The 17,754-nt window shown below is 69.4% G+C and carries 13 protein-coding genes and 1 pseudogene; 9 read left to right on the forward strand and 5 right to left on the reverse strand.

Annotated elements, in window-relative coordinates; translation table 11 throughout:
* Positions 1-90: 90 nt before the first annotated feature.
* Positions 91-750, reverse strand: a pseudogene (locus ACFXHE_RS29120) (metallophosphoesterase family protein); the annotation flags it as partial.
* A 210-nt stretch (positions 751-960) separates the two neighbouring features.
* Here ACFXHE_RS29120 and ACFXHE_RS29125 point away from each other — a divergent pair.
* Complete coding sequence (locus ACFXHE_RS29125; RefSeq protein ID WP_379387625.1) at positions 961-2,187, forward strand: SLC13 family permease; 1,227 nt, start codon at positions 961-963, stop codon at positions 2,185-2,187.
* On the opposite strand, the gene ACFXHE_RS29130 is transcribed toward ACFXHE_RS29125, so the two are convergent.
* On the reverse strand, positions 2,184-2,672 hold the full coding sequence (locus tag ACFXHE_RS29130) for a hypothetical protein (protein ID WP_379387626.1): 489 nt from the start codon (positions 2,670-2,672) through the stop codon (positions 2,184-2,186). The two genes, ACFXHE_RS29125 and ACFXHE_RS29130, sit on opposite strands and share 4 nt — an antisense overlap.
* 164 nt (positions 2,673-2,836) lie before the next feature.
* On the opposite strand from ACFXHE_RS29130, the gene ACFXHE_RS29135 reads away from it, so the two are divergent.
* Positions 2,837-3,271 (forward strand): SRPBCC family protein, encoded by a 435-nt coding sequence (locus ACFXHE_RS29135; protein ID WP_354838852.1) that lies wholly within the window; start codon positions 2,837-2,839, stop codon positions 3,269-3,271.
* A 10-nt stretch (positions 3,272-3,281) separates the two neighbouring features.
* Here the strand turns inward: ACFXHE_RS29135 and ACFXHE_RS29140 are convergent, their stop codons facing one another.
* Positions 3,282-3,635, reverse strand: coding sequence for a VOC family protein (locus tag ACFXHE_RS29140; RefSeq protein ID WP_379387627.1), 354 nt, complete (start codon positions 3,633-3,635; stop codon positions 3,282-3,284).
* 15 nt (positions 3,636-3,650) lie between these two features.
* Complete coding sequence (locus ACFXHE_RS29145; RefSeq protein WP_379387628.1) at positions 3,651-4,460, reverse strand: MerR family transcriptional regulator; 810 nt, start codon at positions 4,458-4,460, stop codon at positions 3,651-3,653.
* A gap of 101 nt (positions 4,461-4,561) precedes the next feature.
* On the opposite strand from ACFXHE_RS29145, the gene ACFXHE_RS29150 reads away from it, so the two are divergent.
* Positions 4,562-4,894: a YbaB/EbfC family nucleoid-associated protein gene (locus ACFXHE_RS29150; RefSeq protein WP_379387629.1), complete on the forward strand. Its 333-nt coding sequence runs from the start codon at positions 4,562-4,564 to the stop codon at positions 4,892-4,894.
* 14 nt (positions 4,895-4,908) lie between these two features.
* Positions 4,909-5,517, forward strand: coding sequence for a recombination mediator RecR (gene recR, locus ACFXHE_RS29155; RefSeq protein ID WP_033090831.1), 609 nt, complete (start codon positions 4,909-4,911; stop codon positions 5,515-5,517).
* A 370-nt stretch (positions 5,518-5,887) separates the two neighbouring features.
* Here recR and ACFXHE_RS29160 read toward each other — a convergent pair whose 3' ends face one another.
* A complete protein-coding gene (locus tag ACFXHE_RS29160; protein ID WP_379387630.1) occupies positions 5,888-6,529 on the reverse strand; it encodes a hypothetical protein in 642 nt (213 codons plus the stop codon).
* A gap of 64 nt (positions 6,530-6,593) precedes the next feature.
* Between ACFXHE_RS29160 and ACFXHE_RS29165 the strand changes: the two genes are divergently transcribed.
* From ACFXHE_RS29165 to ACFXHE_RS29185, 5 genes are all read left to right on the forward strand, one after another.
* Entirely contained in the window at positions 6,594-9,962 is a 3,369-nt protein-coding gene (locus ACFXHE_RS29165; protein WP_379387631.1) for a DUF2126 domain-containing protein, read from the forward strand.
* A gap of 23 nt (positions 9,963-9,985) precedes the next feature.
* Positions 9,986-12,754, forward strand: coding sequence for a circularly permuted type 2 ATP-grasp protein (locus tag ACFXHE_RS29170; RefSeq protein WP_379387632.1), 2,769 nt, complete (start codon positions 9,986-9,988; stop codon positions 12,752-12,754).
* A complete protein-coding gene (locus ACFXHE_RS29175; protein WP_379387633.1) occupies positions 12,754-13,629 on the forward strand; it encodes a transglutaminase N-terminal domain-containing protein in 876 nt (291 codons plus the stop codon). The genes ACFXHE_RS29170 and ACFXHE_RS29175 overlap by 1 nt, the downstream gene beginning before the upstream one ends.
* Before the next feature lie 199 nt (positions 13,630-13,828).
* Positions 13,829-15,631 carry a 2-isopropylmalate synthase gene (leuA, locus tag ACFXHE_RS29180; RefSeq protein ID WP_379387634.1) on the forward strand — a complete coding sequence of 601 codons (1,803 nt, stop codon included), beginning with the start codon at positions 13,829-13,831 and terminating at the stop codon, positions 15,629-15,631.
* Between the two features lie 251 nt (positions 15,632-15,882).
* On the forward strand, positions 15,883-17,733 hold the full coding sequence (locus ACFXHE_RS29185; protein WP_379387635.1) for an AAA family ATPase: 1,851 nt from the start codon (positions 15,883-15,885) through the stop codon (positions 17,731-17,733).
* The last annotated feature ends 21 nt before the right edge of the window (positions 17,734-17,754 follow it).

Here is a 17,754-nt window from a genome sequence, read left to right on the forward strand (position 1 = left end):
TTGCCGCAGGACGTTCGGGCCGGGAGCGGGATCGTGGCGGACGACGCCCAGCCGGAACCAGCCCTGCGCCTTCGGGGCGCGCAGGTGCTCGGCGAACCAGTCCTGCTGTTCGGTGCCCACCGAGCCGTAGTCGTCCTCGGGGCGGTGCGTGGCGGCCATGGTGGAGTTCAGACCGGCCACCGCGAGCCGCAATTCGGGCACCGGGAACAGGGTCCAGGGCTGGCCGACATCGAAGACCAGATTGTCGAGTCCGCGGTACAGGGTGTTGAACATCCGCTCGAACAACCGCAGTTTCGCGTAGTAGGGCGGCCGGGGGAGGCGGTCGTTGGCCTCGCAGTCGAGGAAGTGGGCCCGGCAGAGGAGTCTGGAGATGTCGTGATTGCCCGGGACTACGACCAACCGGTCGGGTTCCAGCTTGAGCAGGACCCGCAGTCCCGTGAGAAACGAGACGGCCTTGCGGAATTCGGCCGGATGGGCGGACTCGGTGAGGTCACCGCTCACCACGATCAGATCTGGTGCGGGGGTCTGCCGGTCGATGAGCTCGGTGACCGCGCCATAGATATGCGACTGCAAGCCTTCGGGATCGGCGGGGACATCGGCGGACGACAGGGTGCGGCCGAACCGAGCGTCACCCTGCCAGTATCCCGCCATCGAAAGCGTCCCGAGGCCAATCGAATTGCCCTCTTTCGCAATTCTCGGCCGTGCGACAGTTCTCAGCCGCTGCGACCCTCCCCCCAACCCTGCGATCATTGGCCAATGCCCGAACAGCTGGGTCCCATCCCATGAACGCCTTACTACTTACCGTGGCGATGGGCATTTCTGCCCCGACGGCCAAAGCACTCGCGGAGATCTTCGTTGTCAAGATCGCGCTGAACGGGGTGCGGGCCGAACAAAGGGCTGCCGTCCTCGGGGCTGCCGCTGAGATCGTGGGTAGCCGCCGACAAGGCTCCAGGCGGACGCGTGGATAAGCTGGTCGAAGGCGATGCTGTGCCCACGGCATGGCGGCCCAGTGTGCTGGATTCGGTCCGGATCGGGCTGCTGATTGTTGGATTGCTCTGTGTGGCAACGGGACTGCTGCCCAGGCATGAGGCGGCGGAGAACATGCGGCGGATCGCGCCGTTGTTGTTGTTTCTGGGCAGTGTGATCGTGCTGGCGAATCTGGCTCGGCGGGCCAAGGTGTTCGATGTGATCGCGCATCGGCTGGCGATCATTGCCGGTGGGAATTATGTCGGGTTGTTCCTGCTGTGCGTGCTGTTCGCGTCAACCACGACGACGGTGCTGAATCTGGATACGACGGCGGTGCTGCTGACGCCGGTGATGATCGCGCTGGCGGGGCCGGCGCGGATTCCGCCGCTGCCGCTGGCCATGACGACGCTGTGGCTGGCGAATACGGCAAGCCTGTTGCTGCCGGTGTCGAATCTGACCAATCTGCTGGCGGCGGATCGGGTGGCGCTGGACGCGACCGGTTTCGCGGCCAGAATGTGGCTGCCGCAATTGCTTTCGATCGCGGTGACCATGCTGTGCCTGTGGTGGTGGTACTGGCGGCGGTCGCAGCGCGGGGCCGACCGGTATGTGGTGCCGGAGCCGATCCGCCCGGCGGATCTGCGGGAACGGGTGCTGCTGTACGCGTCCGGGGGCGCGTGTGTGCTGTTCGTGCTGGCCATTCCGTTCGTGGGGGATCGGATCGGGATCGCGGCCACGGTGGCCGCGGCCATCGCGGTACTGGCCTTCGCCATCTGTGACCGGTCGGCGCTGCGCCTGTCGCTGTTCCCCTGGCAGCTGCTGGTTTTCGTGTCCGGGCTGTTCCTGGTGGTGCCCACGCTGTCCGCGTACGGGCTGTCGACGGTGATGGGTCATCTGATCGGGCAGGACTCCAGCGGTCCCAGCGTGTTCCGGGCCGCCGGTGCGGGCGCGGCGCTGTCCAATGTCGTCAACAACCTGCCCGCCTACACCGCGGGCGAGGCCGTGATCTCCCCGGGTGAGCGGAACCAGTTGCTGGCCTTGCTGATCGGCACCAATGCGGGCCCGGTGATCACCCCGTGGGCCTCCCTGGCCACGCTGCTGTGCCTGGAGTTCTGCCGCACCCACGCGGTACGGGTCCCCATGCGCCGGTTCCTGCTGACCGGCCTGGTGCTCGCGGTGGCCGCGACCGCCGCCGCCACCACGGGGCTGCTGCTCACCGGCTAGAACGTATTCACCGGGCGCAGTGCGTATTCCACGATCTCGATGACGTCGTCGTCGGTATACACGGCGGGCAGGGGTAGGCCGAGGTCTTCCAGCAGTCTGCGCACCTGCCCGATCGTCGGCTCGCTCGGCGGCCGCAGATCGGCGTCGCGACTGAGCTGCACCGGCTGCGCCTGGTTGAACCTCACCGCCAATTCCCGGGTGAAATCCGAATACTGGGACTTGCCGCGCTCGAACAGCAGCGCCGGGGTTTTCGAGCCGCGCTGATTCATGATCACCACGTTGTCCGACATGTCCCAGCGGTAGGTCGACAGCGTCGACGACAGCCCGAGTTCGACGGTCAGGAACTCCGACTGCTGCCGATACCGGGCGCAGGCCAGCGCCGTGGCGTAGGACTGCTTGCGAATGCGGTCGGCCGTCCACGGTCGCCCGCTGGCATCGCCCTGCGGCTGGAGCGAATTGCGGTACTGCGCGTCCGCCCGGCACAACTGCTCATTGCCATCACCGCGTCCTCCCCCGCATTAGTGCAACCAGGATAGGTGGCCGACCCGACACCGCGCAGCGAACCGGCGCACCCGGATGCGGCGTAACATGACCGAGCGGTAACAGGGCAGAGTGCCGGTCGGCCCGCGCAATCACTAAGGAGCACATGGTGGGACAGGTCAGCGCCTCCAGTTCGATCGTCGTCGCGGCGGATCCGAAGCGCACCCTCGACGCGATCGCCGATTACGAGACAGTGCGGCCCAAGATCCTCTCCGCGCACTACCGCGACTACAAGGTGGTCGAGGGCGGCCAGGGCGCCGGTACCGTCGCCGAGTGGACGCTGCAGGCCACCGAGAAGCGCTCCCGCAATGTGCGCGCGGCCATCTCGGTCTCCGATTCCATGGTGACGGAACGGGATTCGAACTCCTCCATGGTCACCGCCTGGACCGTGACCCCCTCGGGCACCGGCTCGCTGGTCACCGTGCGCACCACCTGGAAGGGTGCGGGCGGCATCGGCGGCATCTTCGAGGGCATCTTCGCGCCGCTCGGCCTGAAGAAGATCCAGGCCGAGGTGCTCGAGAACCTGAAGCGCGAGCTCGCCTAGCGAGCGGGGGTCAGCCCTCGCCGCCGATATCGAAGAAGTTGCCCTCCGGGTCCGCCAGCGTCGCCCACTTCACGCCGTATTCGTCGAAGTCCGCGAGATGTTTGGCCCCGAGGGCAACCGCGCGCTCGACCTCGGTGGTCAGGGCGCTGCCCGCACTCAGGTCGACGTGCACGACGTTCTTGCCCGGGTTCTTGTCCGGCACCTGGACGAACATGAACGTCGGGGTGGCGGCGGCGTTGTCGATGGTCGCGAAATGCTCGTTCGCGCCCTCGTCGACCGGGCGGTCCAGCAGCTGCGCGTAGAAGCCCGCGAGCGCGGCGGCGTCGTGGCAGTCGAAGACGATATTGCCGAGGGACAGTGCCATGGATTCTCTCCTTCTTCAGAGCCGGCCGATGGGCCAGCAGACTTCGGTGCGGTAGTCGGCGGGCTCGGCGTCACCGGGCCCGACCAGGTAGATCTCGCGCACGGGTTCGGCGAGCGCGGTGTCGTGTTCGGCCACATGGCTGCCCAGCGCGCCATAGGTGCGGTCGAATTCGGTGAACGGGCCCGCGTGGACGGCGATGGCGAACCGGCGGGCGGGCAGGTCGAGGACGGTCCCGGCGTCGAGGCGGTCCCGGTGCCGCTCGTCGATGGGCACGAAGGTGACGACTTCGCCCCGGTCGTATTCGAAGAACTCCGGCGCGTAGGTGGCGCCGCCCGGTCCGGCGGGTGCGAGGTTCGCCCCGGCCAGTTGCGCGTACATGGTTCCGTAGCTGTGCTCACACCACGCATCGCAGTCCTCGCGCGCCACCTCCGCCGTCATGGCCAGCGCCGGATAGCTTGTGACGGAACGGTATTCGACGCTGATCCCGGTCGACGGCAGCAGCAGCGCCCGGAGCGAGGCCACCACGTCGCGGGTACGCACCAGCTCGGCCTCCATCCGCTCGAGATGCGCCCGGATGGCCGCGTCCCGCGCCGCCTGATCCGGGGCGGCCATCACCGCCTTGATCTCCGGCAACGGCATGTTCAGCTCGCGCAGCCGCTTGATCAGGTGCGCCTGATCCACCTGCTCGGTCGAATAGAACCGATAGCCGGAGCCCGGGTCGATCACGACCGGGGCCAGCAGGTCGATCTCGTGGTAGTACCGCAGCGTCTTGATGGTCAGGTAGGTGAGCCGGGAGAACTCGCCGATCGGAACCGTTACCGTCATGCCCTTAGCGAACACCCTCCAGCGAGGGGAGAGTCAAGCAGCGCGGCGCGCGTCGCCGACTAGGCTGGGGAGCGATCACCATCCCCCAGGAAGGACGCGCCGTGCAGCCCGGTGAAGGTTTCGATTTCCAGCAGTTGATGGCCCAGGCCCAGCAGATGCAGCAGGCCGTCATGGCCGCGCAGCAGGAGATCGCGGAGTCGGAGGTCGAGGGCGAGTCGGGCGGTGGCCTGGTGCGCGCCCGGATCCGCGCCACCGGCGAGGTGCTGGCGTTGACCATCGACCCGAAGGTGGTCGATCCCGAGGATGTGGACACGCTGCAGGATCTGATCATCGGCGCGCTCAACGACGCCATGGAGACCGCGCAGAACCTGGCCGCCGAGCGGCTGGGCCCGCTGGCCGGCGGTCTCGGCGGCGGCGCGCTGCCCGGACTCTGATCGGGGCTGGGTAGGTGTACGAGGGTCCGGTTCAGGATCTCATCGACGAGTTGGGCAAGCTGCCCGGCGTCGGCCCGAAGAGCGCGCAGCGCATCGCGTTTCATCTCCTCTCGGTGGAGCCGCCGGAGATCGACCGGCTGCAGGCGGCCCTGCAGAAGGTGCGGGACGGCGTGCGGTTCTGCGCCGTCTGCGGCACCGTCTCCGACGGTGAACTGTGCCGTATCTGCGCCGATCCGCGCCGCGACCGCACCATGATCTGCGTGGTCGAGGAGCCCAAGGATGTGCAGGCCATCGAACGCACCCGCGAATTCCGCGGGCGCTATCACGTGCTCGGCGGCGCGCTCGACCCGCTGTCGGGTATCGGACCGGACCAGTTGCGCATCCGGGAATTGCTGACCCGCATCGGAAATCAGGACGACGGCGTGGATGTCACCGAGGTGATCATTGCCACCGATCCGAATACCGAGGGCGAGGCGACGGCCACCTACCTGGTCCGCATGCTGCGCGATTTCCCGGGACTGAGCGTGACGCGCCTGGCCTCGGGCTTGCCCATGGGCGGCGATCTGGAATTCGCCGACGAATTGACCCTGGGCCGCGCCCTTTCCGGGCGGCGCGCCCTGTAAGTGGTGTACCGGGATCGGGTTATGTCCAGGTCGGCGGCGCGGGGAGCGCCGCCGGCTGCGGGCAGGGAATGTGTTGAACGTTCCTGGGGATATCGGCTCCGGCCCCGCTGGCGTGCAATGCCACGGCGATAGCGAAAGTAGCCGCCAAACCGGCCACGACTGCCAAGCCCTTACGCAAGGTCCCCTTCTTCAAGGACGGGCGTAGCTTCGACGGGCGTAGCTTCATGTTTCGCTCCTCGCCTCGGTGAGTAATGCGTACAAGCTCGGAAACACCGCGTGCAATTAGCGAAATGCTAGCTTTCCTGCGCGTGCGCAGCCTTCATTCCGGGGGGTTGGAAGTGGAAATTGAAATCTGTCCGTTATTCGACGGTCAGAACGTGAGACGCTGCCAATCCAGTGCGGCGAATCCCGAACGATCTCCGGTGGCCCAGCCCCAGATGAGATCGGCCACAATTCGCGGGTCGTTCGCGGTGGCGGCGAAATGCTTGTCGGCGGACCCGTCCCGGTATTCCAGGTCGTAATGCCCGTCCTGATGCCGATAGGTCTGGATGTAGATCTGATCTCCGGTTTCCGCGATCAGATACGGACCGGGCTGTCCCAGCTCCGGAATCCACAGCTCCACCAGTTGCCGTGTCAGGTACGGGAATTCGCCCGCCCCGCCGTGCGTGACGGCGGCCCTGACCGATTCGGCCGGATCCACCAGCCAGGCCAGCTGCGGGTCCCACAGCGCGTAGTCGTGCGGGGTGCCCAGCTCGAACAGCAGCCCGCGCACATGGCCGATGGCGTCGTAGGGCGTGGAGACGAACAGGGCGTCGCCGAGCACGCCATCGCCGGCGGGCGAGCCCAGGAAGCTGTCCGCCTCGGGCAGCTCGCCATTGCGCTCGTCCAGCTCGGCCGCGATCTCGGTGACGGCGTCACCGGCCGGTCTGCCGTCCTGCGCGGTCAGATACGTGTCCACCTCGGCGGGGGACACGGCGGCTCCGGAGGGCAGCAGAACGAGGTCGTAGCTCACCCGGCCAGGCTAACTGTCGGAAAAACTCCAGCGTGCTCCGGCCTTCGCGTGGTGAACTGGACGGATGGGGATCAAGGTTTCCCTCGAACATCGCACCACCTATTCCTTCGACCATCCCGTGCGCGTCCATCCGCACGTGGTCCGCCTGCGACCCGCCCCGCACACCCGCACCGCCATCGAGGCGTACTCGATGCGGGTGAGCCCCGGGAACCATTGGGTGAACTGGCAGCAGGACGCGTTCGGAAATTACCTGGCGCGCTTGATCTTCCACGAGCCCACGCCGGAACTGTCCATCGTGGTCGGGCTGATCGCCGATATGGACGCCATCAATCCCTTCGATTTCTTCGTCGAGGAGCACGCCGAGCATTTCCCGTTCGGTTACTCGCCGCAGTTGTCCGCGGACCTCGAGCCCTATCTGCGGCCGGTGGACGAGGGCGAATCCGGTTCCGGCCCCGGCGCTTCGGTACGGGACTGGGTGCGCCGCCACACGCCGGCGGATCGGCCGCGCACCATCGACTTCCTGATCGCGGTGAATCAGGCGCTGCGCCACGATGTCGCCTACACCGTCCGGATGGAGCCGGGCGTGCAGTCGCCGGATCACACGCTGCGCGCCGCCCTCGGCTCGTGCCGGGATTCGGCGTGGCTGCTGGTGTCCATCCTGCGGGAGTTCGGGCTGGCCGCCCGCTTCGTCTCCGGGTATCTCATCCAATTGGCCCAGGACGTACCGTCTCTGGACGGACCCTCCGGGCCGCCCGCCGATTTCACCGACCTGCACGCCTGGACCGAGGTGTACCTGCCCGGCGCGGGCTGGGTGGGCTTGGACCCCACCTCCGGCCTGTTCGCCGGGGAGGGCCACATTCCGCTGGCCGCCACCCCGCATCCGGTCTCGTCGGCGCCGATCACCGGATCCACCGACCCGGTCTCCGCCAGTCTCGACTTCTCCAATACCGTGCGCCGGATCCACGAGGATCCGCGAGTCACCCTGCCCTACACCGATTCCCAGTGGGAGCGCATCCGCGCCGCGGGCGCGGTCGTGGACGCCCGCACCGAGGCTGCCCGGATCGGCCTGACCATCGGCGGTGAACCCACCTTCGTCTCCCTCGACGATCAGACCGGTCCGGAATGGACCACCGCGGCCGACGGCCCGCGCAAGCGCGAACGCGCCGCCGACCTGGCCGAGCGCCTGCGCCGCATCTACGCCCCGACCGGCCTGGTGCAGTACCGCCAGGGCAAGTGGTATCCGGGAGAACCCCTGCCGCGCTGGGAAATCGCCATGACCTGGCGCGACGATGACGAACCGCTCTGGCGGCACCCCGACCTGCTCGCGCATCCCTGGCTCCCGCCGGCCGGGACCGTGGCGGAACCGTCGTGCCGCCCGGACGCCCGGGCCGCGCAAGCGGTGATCGCCCACATCGCACGGGGCTTGGGCCTGCCGGACGGTCAGGTGCGGCCCGCCTACGAGGATTCGCTGCTCCGGATGGCCGCCAAGGCCGCTGTGCCACAGGGTGATCCGGTCGGTGCCGACGAGGATCTGGACAGCGGCGGGGATTCGCCGTCGGCGCGCAGCGCGCTGCTGGCTCGGCTGGATGCCGCCGTCGGCGAGCCCGCCGCCTACGTGCTGTCGCTGTACCGCCGGGACGACGAGGCCGGGTGGGCGAGCGCCGACTGGAAGCTGCGGCGCGGTCGAATCGTCTTGACGGAGGGCGATTCCCCGGCCGGACTGCGGTTGCCGCTACGGTCCGTCAGCTGGAACGCGCCACCGCCGCGACCCGAGGCGGACCCGTTCGCGCCGCGCCCGCCGCTGGCCGCGGATGAGCCGCCCGCGGTGGTGGAGTCCGCCGAGCGCGCGCCGATCACCGCGCTGGTCGCCGAGGTCCGCAACGGCCGGCTGTTCGTATTCCTGCCTCCCGTCGAGGAATTCGGTGCGTTCTGCGATCTGGTGCGCCGGGTCGAGGAGGCCGTCGCCGCGGTCGGGCAGCCGGTGGTGCTGGAAGGTTATCCGGCCCCGGTGGACGGCCGGTTGCGTACCTTGTCCCTGGCACCCGACCCGGGCGTAATCGAGGTGAACGTCCAGCCCACCACCGGTTTCGCCGAGCAGTCGCGGCTGCTGGAGACGCTCTACGAGCAGGCCCGGCTGGCGCGGTTGAGCACCGAATCCTTCGATGTGGACGGCACCGACCGCGGCACCGGCGGCGGCAATCACATCACGCTCGGCGGCCGCACCCCGGCGCACTCGCCCCTGCTGCGCCGCCCGGACCTGCTGGTGTCGCTGCTCACCTACTGGCAGCGGCATCCGGCGCTGTCCTATCTGTTCTCGGGCCGCTTCATCGGCCCGACCTCCCAGGCGCCCCGCGTCGACGAGGGCCGTGAGGCCGCGCTCTACGAACTGGAGATCGCCTTCGCCGAGATCGCCCGCCTGAGCCGGGCCGCCGCGGCCGCCGACCCCGACGAGCCGGCCGCGCCGCCCTGGGCGGTCGATCGCGCGCTGCGCCACCTGCTCACCGACCTCACCGGCAATACCCACCGCGCCGAATTCTGCATCGACAAGCTCTACAGCCCGGATTCGGCGCGCGGCCGCCTCGGACTGGTGGAACTGCGCGGCTTCGAGATGCCGCCGCATTTCCGCATGGCCATGGTGCAGTCGCTGCTGGTGCGGGCGCTGGTGCTGCGGTTCTGGGAGCACCCCTACACCGCGCCGCTGCTCCGGCACGGCGCCAACCTGCACGGGCGCTACCTGCTGCCGCATTTCCTGCAGGCCGATATCGCCGAGGTGGCGGCCGATCTGCGCGCGTACGGCATCGAATTCGACACCAGCTGGCTGGATCCGTTCTCGGAGTTCCGTTTTCCCCGCTTCGGCACGGTGGTACTCGGGGATATGGAAGTGGAACTGCGCGGGGCGATCGAGCCGTGGAACACCCTCGGGGAACAGACCACCGCCTCCGGGACCGCGCGATATGTGGACTCCTCGGTCGAGCGCCTGCAGGTCCGGGTGACCGGGGCGGACCGGGACCGGTATGCGGTGACCTGCAACGGTTTCCCGCTGCCCCTCGTCCCGGCCGGGCGGGCGGATGTGCAGGTCGCGGGCGTGCGGTATCGGGCGTGGCAACCGCCGGAGTCCCTGCATCCGACGATCACGGTGGACGCGCCGCTCGTCTTCGACGTGGTCGAGCTGCAGACCGGTCTGTCCCGCGGCGGCTGCACGTATCACGTCAGCCATCCGGGCGGCATGTTCTATGCCGGGCCGCCGGTGAATTCGGTGGTGGCGCAATCCCGGCGCAATCGGCGATTCGAATCCGCCGGGCACACCCCGGGCCCGGTCGATATCGCCGATCTGCGTGCCAAAATGGCCATACAGGCAACAGACGTCGGTGCGCCCGGAATACTCGATCTGCGCCGGGCGCGGACCGTGTGGGGCGTCGTCGGCGATCGATAGGCATACCCGGGGAAGTGGTAGCGGTGACAGTGCTCGACGCAGTGCCACCCGGCGAGGAGTTCGCGAATTACCGTGCCGCCGCGGCCGATACCGGCGCCCGCGACGCCTGCGGCCTGGCCACCGGCGGCTTCTACGACGAACTCGTCGATCACGACGGCCGCCTGCGCGGCCTGTGGGCCGACCTGTCCGCCGACTTCCTGGACCAGGGCCGGGCCGGACTGCACCGCATCGACGGCCGGGTCCGGCGGCTGATCGAGGACGACGGCATCACCTACACCGAAGTGACCGGCTCCGAGCAGCCCGCGACGCCCGCGCCGTGGCGGCTGGACCCGATTCCGCTGCTGCTCTCCGACACCGAGTGGGCGGCGCTGGAATCCGGTGTGGTGCAACGCTCCCGGCTGCTCGACGCGGTGCTCACCGACGTGTACGGCGCGCGCCGCACCCTCACCGAGGGGCTGCTGCCACCGCAGGTGGTCTTCGCGCACCGCGGCTATGTCCGTGCCGCGCACGGTATTTCACTGCCGGGGCGGCATCAGCTGTTCCTGCACGCCTGCGATGTCAGCCGCTGGAGCGACGGCGGCTTCCGGGTGCTCGCCGACTGGGCACAGGCCCCCTCCGGCGCGGGCTACGCGCTGGCCGACCGCCGCGTGGTGTCCGCCGCCATTCCCGAGGCCTTCGAGCTGGCCAGCCCGCGGCCGCTCACCCCGTTCGTGCGGGCCATGCGGCTCATGCTCATCGAGGCCGCGCCGCAGGGCGCCGACGAGGACCCGGTGGTCGTGGTGCTGAGCCCGGGCGTGCACTCCGAAACCGCCTTCGATCAGGCGTATCTGGCCTCCGTACTGGGCTTCCCGCTGGTGGAGAGCGCCGACCTGGTGGTGCGCGACGGCCGGCTGTGGATGCGCTCGCTGGGCACGCTCGAACGGGTCGACGTGGTACTGCGCCGCGTGGACGCCGAGTTCTCCGATCCCCTGGACCTGCGGCCGGATTCGCGTCTGGGCGTGGTGGGCCTGGTGGAGGTGCTGCGGCGCGGCGCGGTCACGGTGGTCAACACCCTGGGCAGCGGACTGCTGGAGAATCCGGCGCTGGCCGCGTTCCTGCCGCGCCTGTCACGGCGGCTGCTGGACGAGGAACTCACCCTGCCGGGCATCGAATCCTACTGGGGTGGAGACGATTCCGAACGCTCCCACCTGACGGCCAACCTGCACCGCCTGATCCTGCGCTCCACAGTGGACGGCACCACGATCTTCGGCCCCATCCTCACCGCCGTGCAGCGCGCGCAGTGGCGGGCCCGCATCGAGACCGAGGGCTGGAAGTGGGTCGGTCAGGAACCGGCCCGCTTCTCGGTCGCCCCCGCGGTCGACGGCTCCGGCGGACTCGCCGCCGCCCCCGTCGCCGTCCGCCTGTTCTCCCTGGCCGGACGCGTCGGATACCGCATCATGCCGGGCGGATTGGGGCAGCTGCATCAGCACGGCGGACCCGAGGGCATGGTGGGGGAGGCCGCCGCCAAGGACGTCTGGGTGCGCGCCGCGCCCGCCGCCGTCCCGGCCGTGCCCGCGGCCACCGCCGAGGTACCCGAGGAGCGCGAGCGCCGGGTCGTCGCGGTTGCCCCGATGGACGTGGTCAGCTCGCCGCGCGTGCTCAACGACCTGTTCTGGCTGGGCCGCTACGGCGAGCGCGCCGAGGTCACCGTGCGCCTGCTCAGCGCCATCCACGAACGCCACCAGGACTACCGCTACCGGCCCTGGCTGGAGGGCGCGGAGGCGATGCCCATCCTGATGGCCGCCCTCGCCCGCATGACCGGCACGACCCCGGCCGAGCCGAAGCCGCCCACGGTGCCGAAACCGACTGCCGTGCAACCAGATTTGTCGGAGCGTCGGCGCAGGCGCCGCCAGCCGGAGGCGCAGTCCGCTACGCGGACCCGATCCGGATCCCAGCCGCCGCGGAGTCGCGAGTACTCCGACGAGCCGACCGTCCCGATCGCGCTGCCCGGCGCGTCCCGCCGCGACCACGACTACCTGGTCTCCCTCACCGTCGACCGCGAGGTTCCCGGCTCGGTCGCATTCTCCGTGGAGCGCTACGCGAAAGCCGCACGCGCCGTGCGTGATCAGCTCTCACCCGACACCTGGATGGTGCTCGGCTCCATCGATCGCGCGCTGTCGGAGTACCGGGCCGTCCGCGGCGACCGTGGCGCGGCCCTGTCGGCAGTGCACTCCCGCGCCCTGTCCGCCCTGCTGTCGCTGACCGGCATCGACGCGGAATCGACCGTGCGGGACACGGGGTGGCACGTCATGGACATCGGGCGCCGCATCGAGCGCGCGCTGGCGCTGTCGGCCCTGCTGACCTCCGCCCTCACCGACGCCTACCCGCCGGAGGTCGGCCGGGTGGTGACCGACGTTGTCCTGCAGGCCACCGTCTCCGCGGTGAGCTACCGCCGCCGCCACGGTGATTCGGTCCGCATCGCCGCCGTCGCCGGAGTGCTGCTGTTCGACGGGCACAACCCGCGCTCGCTGGCCTACCAGCTGGAACGCCTCGAGGCCGACTTCCCGGCGCTGCCCGGGGCCTCCGGATCCTCACGCCCGCAACGACTCCTGGCCGATGCCCAGCGCATGCTGCGCCGCGTCGACCCGGCCGAGCTGGAGACCGTCGCCGACGGCCGCCGCACCGAATTGGCCGAGCTGCTCGACGGCGTCCACCTGCGGCTGCGCAAACTCTCCGAATCCTTCGAGGCGAGCCGGCTGTCGGTGCCGCGCGAGATCCAGCCGCTGTGGGGCTCCGCCCGGGTGGTGGGCTGATGCGCCGCTACCGGGTGCTGCACCGCACCGTCTACCTGTACTCGGACGTGGTCAGCAGCTCCTACGGCCGCGCCTACCTGACACCGCGCGAGTTTCCGGGACAGCGGTTGCTGTCCCACGACATTCGCGTCGATCCCCTCCCGTCGGACCGATCGGTCGGCACCGACGTGTACGACAACACCACCCTCTACTTCCACGTCACCGCCGAACACCGCCGCCTGGAGGTGACCGGCGAATCCCTCGTCGAAGTCGGCGCGCCCGCCGCGCCGGCCGCACAGCCGGCCTGGGAGCAGGCCCGCCCGACCGCCGAGAACGGCCCGCTCGCCGTGGAATTCACTCTCGACCTGACCCCGCCCGAGATCATCCCCGAGGTCGCCGCCTACGCCGCCGAATCCTTCCCGCCCGGCCGTCCGCTGCTGGACGCGGTGCGGGAACTGACCACGCGCATCCACACCGACTTCGCCTATGAATCCGGTTCCACCACCGTCAGCACCAGCGTCGCCGACGTCTTCGCCGCCCGCCACGGCGTCTGCCAGGACTTCGCCCGCCTCGGTATCGCCTGCCTGCGCTCCCAGGGCCTGGCCGCCCGCTATGTCTCGGGCTACCTGTCCACCGATCCGCCCCCCGGCAAGGAGCGCATGGTCGGCGCGGACGCCACCCACGCCTGGGCCGCGGTCTGGCTCCCGGGCACCGCCGGGCACTGGATCGGCTTCGACCCCACCAACGACCAGTTCGCCGACGACCGCTACGTCACCGTCGCCTGGGGTCGCGACTACGCCGACGTGCCGCCCCTGCGCGGCATCATCTATACCGATGCCAAGGAATCGACCATCACCGTGTCGGTCGATGTGGCACCGATCGCCGCCGGTGAGTGACACGCCCGGGCTGTGGCGCCCGCCTCCCCTGCTTCCGGGCATCTATTGCGCCCCTGTAAACTCGTCGCCATCATGCAGCGGGCACTTCTCCTCGGCCGCCGCGACGGGGTCTGATTCGGACCGGCTCCCGTCGCGGGGATCTGCCGTGCCGGTCTACCCCATACCTGGGATCCAGCCACACCCTCGGAGATAAATCGCCATGTCAGCCGCTGACGCTTTCGTATCCGGTACCCGGTCCATCACCGCGCCGTCCAAGCCCGCGCCCGCCGACCAGCCGGCCTGGAACACACAGAAGAACTCCTCCATGCCGGTCTTCCGGTATCGGCCCTTCGCCGAGGAGGTCGAGCCGGTCACCCTGCCCGACCGCACCTGGCCGGACAAGATCATCGACCGCGCGCCCGGCTGGTGTGCCGTGGACCTGCGTGACGGCAACCAGGCGCTGATCGACCCGATGAGCCCCGCCCGCAAGCGTCGCATGTTCGACCTGCTGGTGCGCATGGGCTACAAGGAGATCGAGGTCGGCTTCCCGTCCGCCTCGCAGACCGACTTCGACTTCGTCCGCGAGATCATCGAGGACGGCGCGATTCCGGCCGACGTCAGCATCCAGGTGCTGACCCAGTCCCGGCCCGAGCTGATCGAGCGCACCTTCGAGGCCTGCGCCGGCGCCGCCAATGTGATCGTGCACTTCTACAACTCGACCTCGATCCTGCAGCGCCGCGTGGTCTTCCGTGCCGACCGCGACGCCGTCAAGAAGATCGCCACCGACGCCGCCGAGCTGTGCCTGAAGGTCGAGAAGCGCTACCCGGACACCAACTGGCGCTACGAGTACAGCCCGGAGTCCTACACCGGCACCGAGCTGGACTACGCCCGCGAGGTGTGCGACGCGGTCTCCGAGATCATCGCGCCGACCCCGCAGAAGCCGCTGATCATCAACCTGCCCGCGACCGTGGAGATGGCGACGCCCAACGTCTACGCCGACTCCATCGAGTGGATGCACCGCAACCTGGCCCGCCGCGACTCCATCGTGCTGTCGCTGCACCCGCACAACGACCGCGGCACCGCCGTGGCCGCCGCCGAACTGGGCTACCAGGCCGGCGCCGACCGCATCGAGGGCTGCCTGTTCGGCAATGGCGAGCGCACCGGCAATGTCTGCCTGGTGACGCTGGGCATGAACATGTTCTCCCGCGGCATCGACCCGCAGATCGACTTCTCCAACATCGACGAGATCCGCCGCACGGTCGAGTACTGCAACCAGCTGCCCGTCGCCGAGCGCCACCCGTACGGCGGCGACCTGGTCTACACGGCCTTCTCCGGCTCGCACCAGGACGCCATCAACAAGGGCCTGGACGCCATGAAGGCCGCCGCCGACGCGCAGGGCGCCGACGTGGACGACATCGTGTGGGAGGTCCCGTACCTGCCCATCGACCCGAAGGACGTCGGCCGCACCTACGAGGCCGTGATCCGGGTGAACTCGCAGTCCGGCAAGGGCGGCGTGGCCTACATCATGAAGACCGACCACGGGCTGGTGCTGCCGCGCCGGCTGCAGATCGAGTTCTCGCAGGCCGTGCAGAAGATCACCGACGGCGAGGGCGGCGAGGTCACACCGAAGGAGATGTGGGACGTCTTCTCCGAGGAGTACCTGACCCCGATCCTGCCGCTGGAGCGCATGCGCCAGAAGGTCACCGCCGCCGAGACCGACGGCGGCGTCGACCACATCGAGGCCGTTGTCAAGGTGGACGGCGTCGAGCACGCCGTTTCCGGTGAGGGCAACGGCCCGCTGGCCGCGTTCGTCGACGCGCTGGCCACCATCGACTACGACGTGCGCGTGCTGGACTACAGCGAGCACGCCATGTCCTCCGGCGACGACGCCCAGGCCGCCGCCTACGTCGAATGCGCCATCGGCGATCAGGTCACCTGGGGTGTCGGCATCGCCACCTCCATCACCACCGCCTCGCTGCGTGCGGTCGTCTCCGCGGTCAACCGCGCTGCCCGTAGGGCCTGAGGGATTGCTCCCGACCCTCGCGAACGTCACGACTGAATTCGCGAGGATCGGGGTAACTCACCGGGTACGTCCAGAATCGGTTCGGCACCCGACGCAGGCACGCATGCAGGAGTGATAACGGCACTCAGCCGGGCGCCGAAGCTGCGGGGAGGCGGCTCTGCCTCGCCGCATCTGGACCGGTCGATAATGCTAGCGTTGGGACGCATTAGCGCCGAGCTCTCTGTTCGAGCCGTCGAGCAGATGGGGGACACGTGACCACGAAAGATCAGAATTCGACCTCGAAGCCTGTGCAGGGCAAGGGGGTTACCGACGACGCCGTCGAGGTAGCCGATGTCGAGGCCGAGCAGGACGCGGTGAAGGCCGACGAACCGGCCGAGAACAACGGCGCGGCGAGCGATTCCGAGGAGCAGGTGGCCGGATTCTTCCCGCCGGTGCCGGATTCGATCGACCAGGCACTGCCGCACCCGGGTGAGGGGCCCAACCCCTTCGCACCACCCAACGGTCCCTTCCCGGGGCCCTACGGTGGGCCGGACGGCCACAATCCGTTCGCGCCGGGCGGTCCCGGGCCGTACGGCCAGCCGGGCTTCCCACCCGCTGGCGCGTTCCCGCCGCCGGATGCCGGGCAGTTCGCGCCGCCGCCGAATCCCGGTGTGCCGGGCGGTTTTCCGCCGCCGCGTGCACCGCTGGGCGAGGTGCGCGATCAGACGCCCTACGGCGAGATCCGGCAGGAGATCGGCAGCGACGGCATGGTGCGCCGGGTGTTCCCCGAGCCGCCGGGCGTGCCCGGTGACAGTGAGAAGCCCGGGGAGCCAGGGCATTTCGGTGGTCCGGGCCAGCCGGGGCAGTTCGCGCCGTCCAATGATCAACCGGGCGGGCCGATCTACAGCTGGTCGCCGCCCCCGGCCGCGCCGCCGCAGCAGCAGACCCAGCTATCCCAGCCGCAGCCCCAGGTGGGTTTCCAGCCCGGCTGGAATCCGCAGCCGCAGCAGGGTTTTCCGCAGCAACAGGGTGGTTTCGGGCAGCAGTTCGGGCAGCAGCCGATGCCTCCGGGGCATTCGGTCAATGATCTGAACCTGTTGAAGCGGGCCAAGCGGGCGCCGCGCAGCGGGTGGCGGCGGGCCGTGCACAAGGCGTCCGGCGGTGCCATCAACCCGGGCGAGTCGGCCGCGGACGTGGTGTACCGGCAGCTGGTGGACCGGGTGAACCAGCCGGTCCGCGGGGACTACCGGATCGCGATCCTGTCGCTCAAGGGCGGCGTCGGAAAGACCACCACCACGGTCGGTCTGGGCTCCACCTTCGCCTCGCTGCGCGGTGACCGGGTGATCGCCATCGACGCCAACCCGGACCTCGGAACGCTGGCGCACCGCGTGCCCCGGCAGACCCGCTCCACGGTGCGAAACCTGTTGGAGGACGGGCACATCTCGCGGTATTCGGATGTGCGCGCCCACACCTCGCAGGCGCCGAGCCGACTGGAAGTGCTTGCCAGTGAACAGGATCCGGCGGTGTCGGAGGCGTTCTCCGAGGCGGACTACCGCAAGGCCATCGGCATCCTGCAGCAGTTCTACAACATCATCCTCACCGACTGCGGCACCGGCCTGATGCACTCGGCCATGTCCGGCGTGCTGGATATGGCCAGCTCGCTGGTGCTGGTGACCTCCCCGGCCATCGACGGCGCGCGCAGTGCCTCGGCCACCCTGGACTGGCTCGACCACCACGGCTACCACAAGCTGGTGGAGCGAACCGTGGTGGTGGTCAACGCCTCTCGCAAGGGTTCCTCCACGGTGGACCTGGACCAGCTGCGCAAGCTGTTCCTGGACCGCACCCGCGCGGTGCAGGTCGTGCCGTTCGACGACCACCTGGCCGAGGGCGCGGAGATCGACCTCGAACTGGTCGGCAAGCCGACGCGGCGGGCCCTGCTGGAACTGGCCGCCATGGTGGCCGACGATTTCGGCTATCAGGCTGCGCAGCAAGGGTTCCCGCCGCAGGGCGGCTTCCAGCAGCCCCCGCCGGGCGGATTCGCGCCGCAGCAGGGCGGCGGTTACCCGCCGCAGGGTGACGGCGGCTATCCGCCGCACGGCGACGGTTTCCGGCCGCAGGGCTGATCCGGTATCGAACGACGAAAT

This window comes from Nocardia sp. NPDC059229, assembly GCF_042754165.1.
Classification (GTDB): Bacteria; Actinomycetota; Actinomycetes; order Mycobacteriales; family Mycobacteriaceae; genus Nocardia.

Coding starts and splice junctions, on each gene's coding strand:
- ACFXHE_RS29140 (WP_379387627.1), bottom strand. CDS start 3,635: ATGGCACTGTCCCTCGGCAATATCGTCTTCGACTGCCACGACGCCGCC.
- ACFXHE_RS29165 (WP_379387631.1), top strand. CDS start 6,594: ATGGGGATCAAGGTTTCCCTCGAACATCGCACCACCTATTCCTTCGAC.
- ACFXHE_RS29175 (WP_379387633.1), top strand. CDS start 12,754: ATGCGCCGCTACCGGGTGCTGCACCGCACCGTCTACCTGTACTCGGAC.
- ACFXHE_RS29145 (WP_379387628.1), bottom strand. CDS start 4,460: ATGACGGTAACGGTTCCGATCGGCGAGTTCTCCCGGCTCACCTACCTG.
- leuA (WP_379387634.1), top strand. CDS start 13,829: ATGTCAGCCGCTGACGCTTTCGTATCCGGTACCCGGTCCATCACCGCG.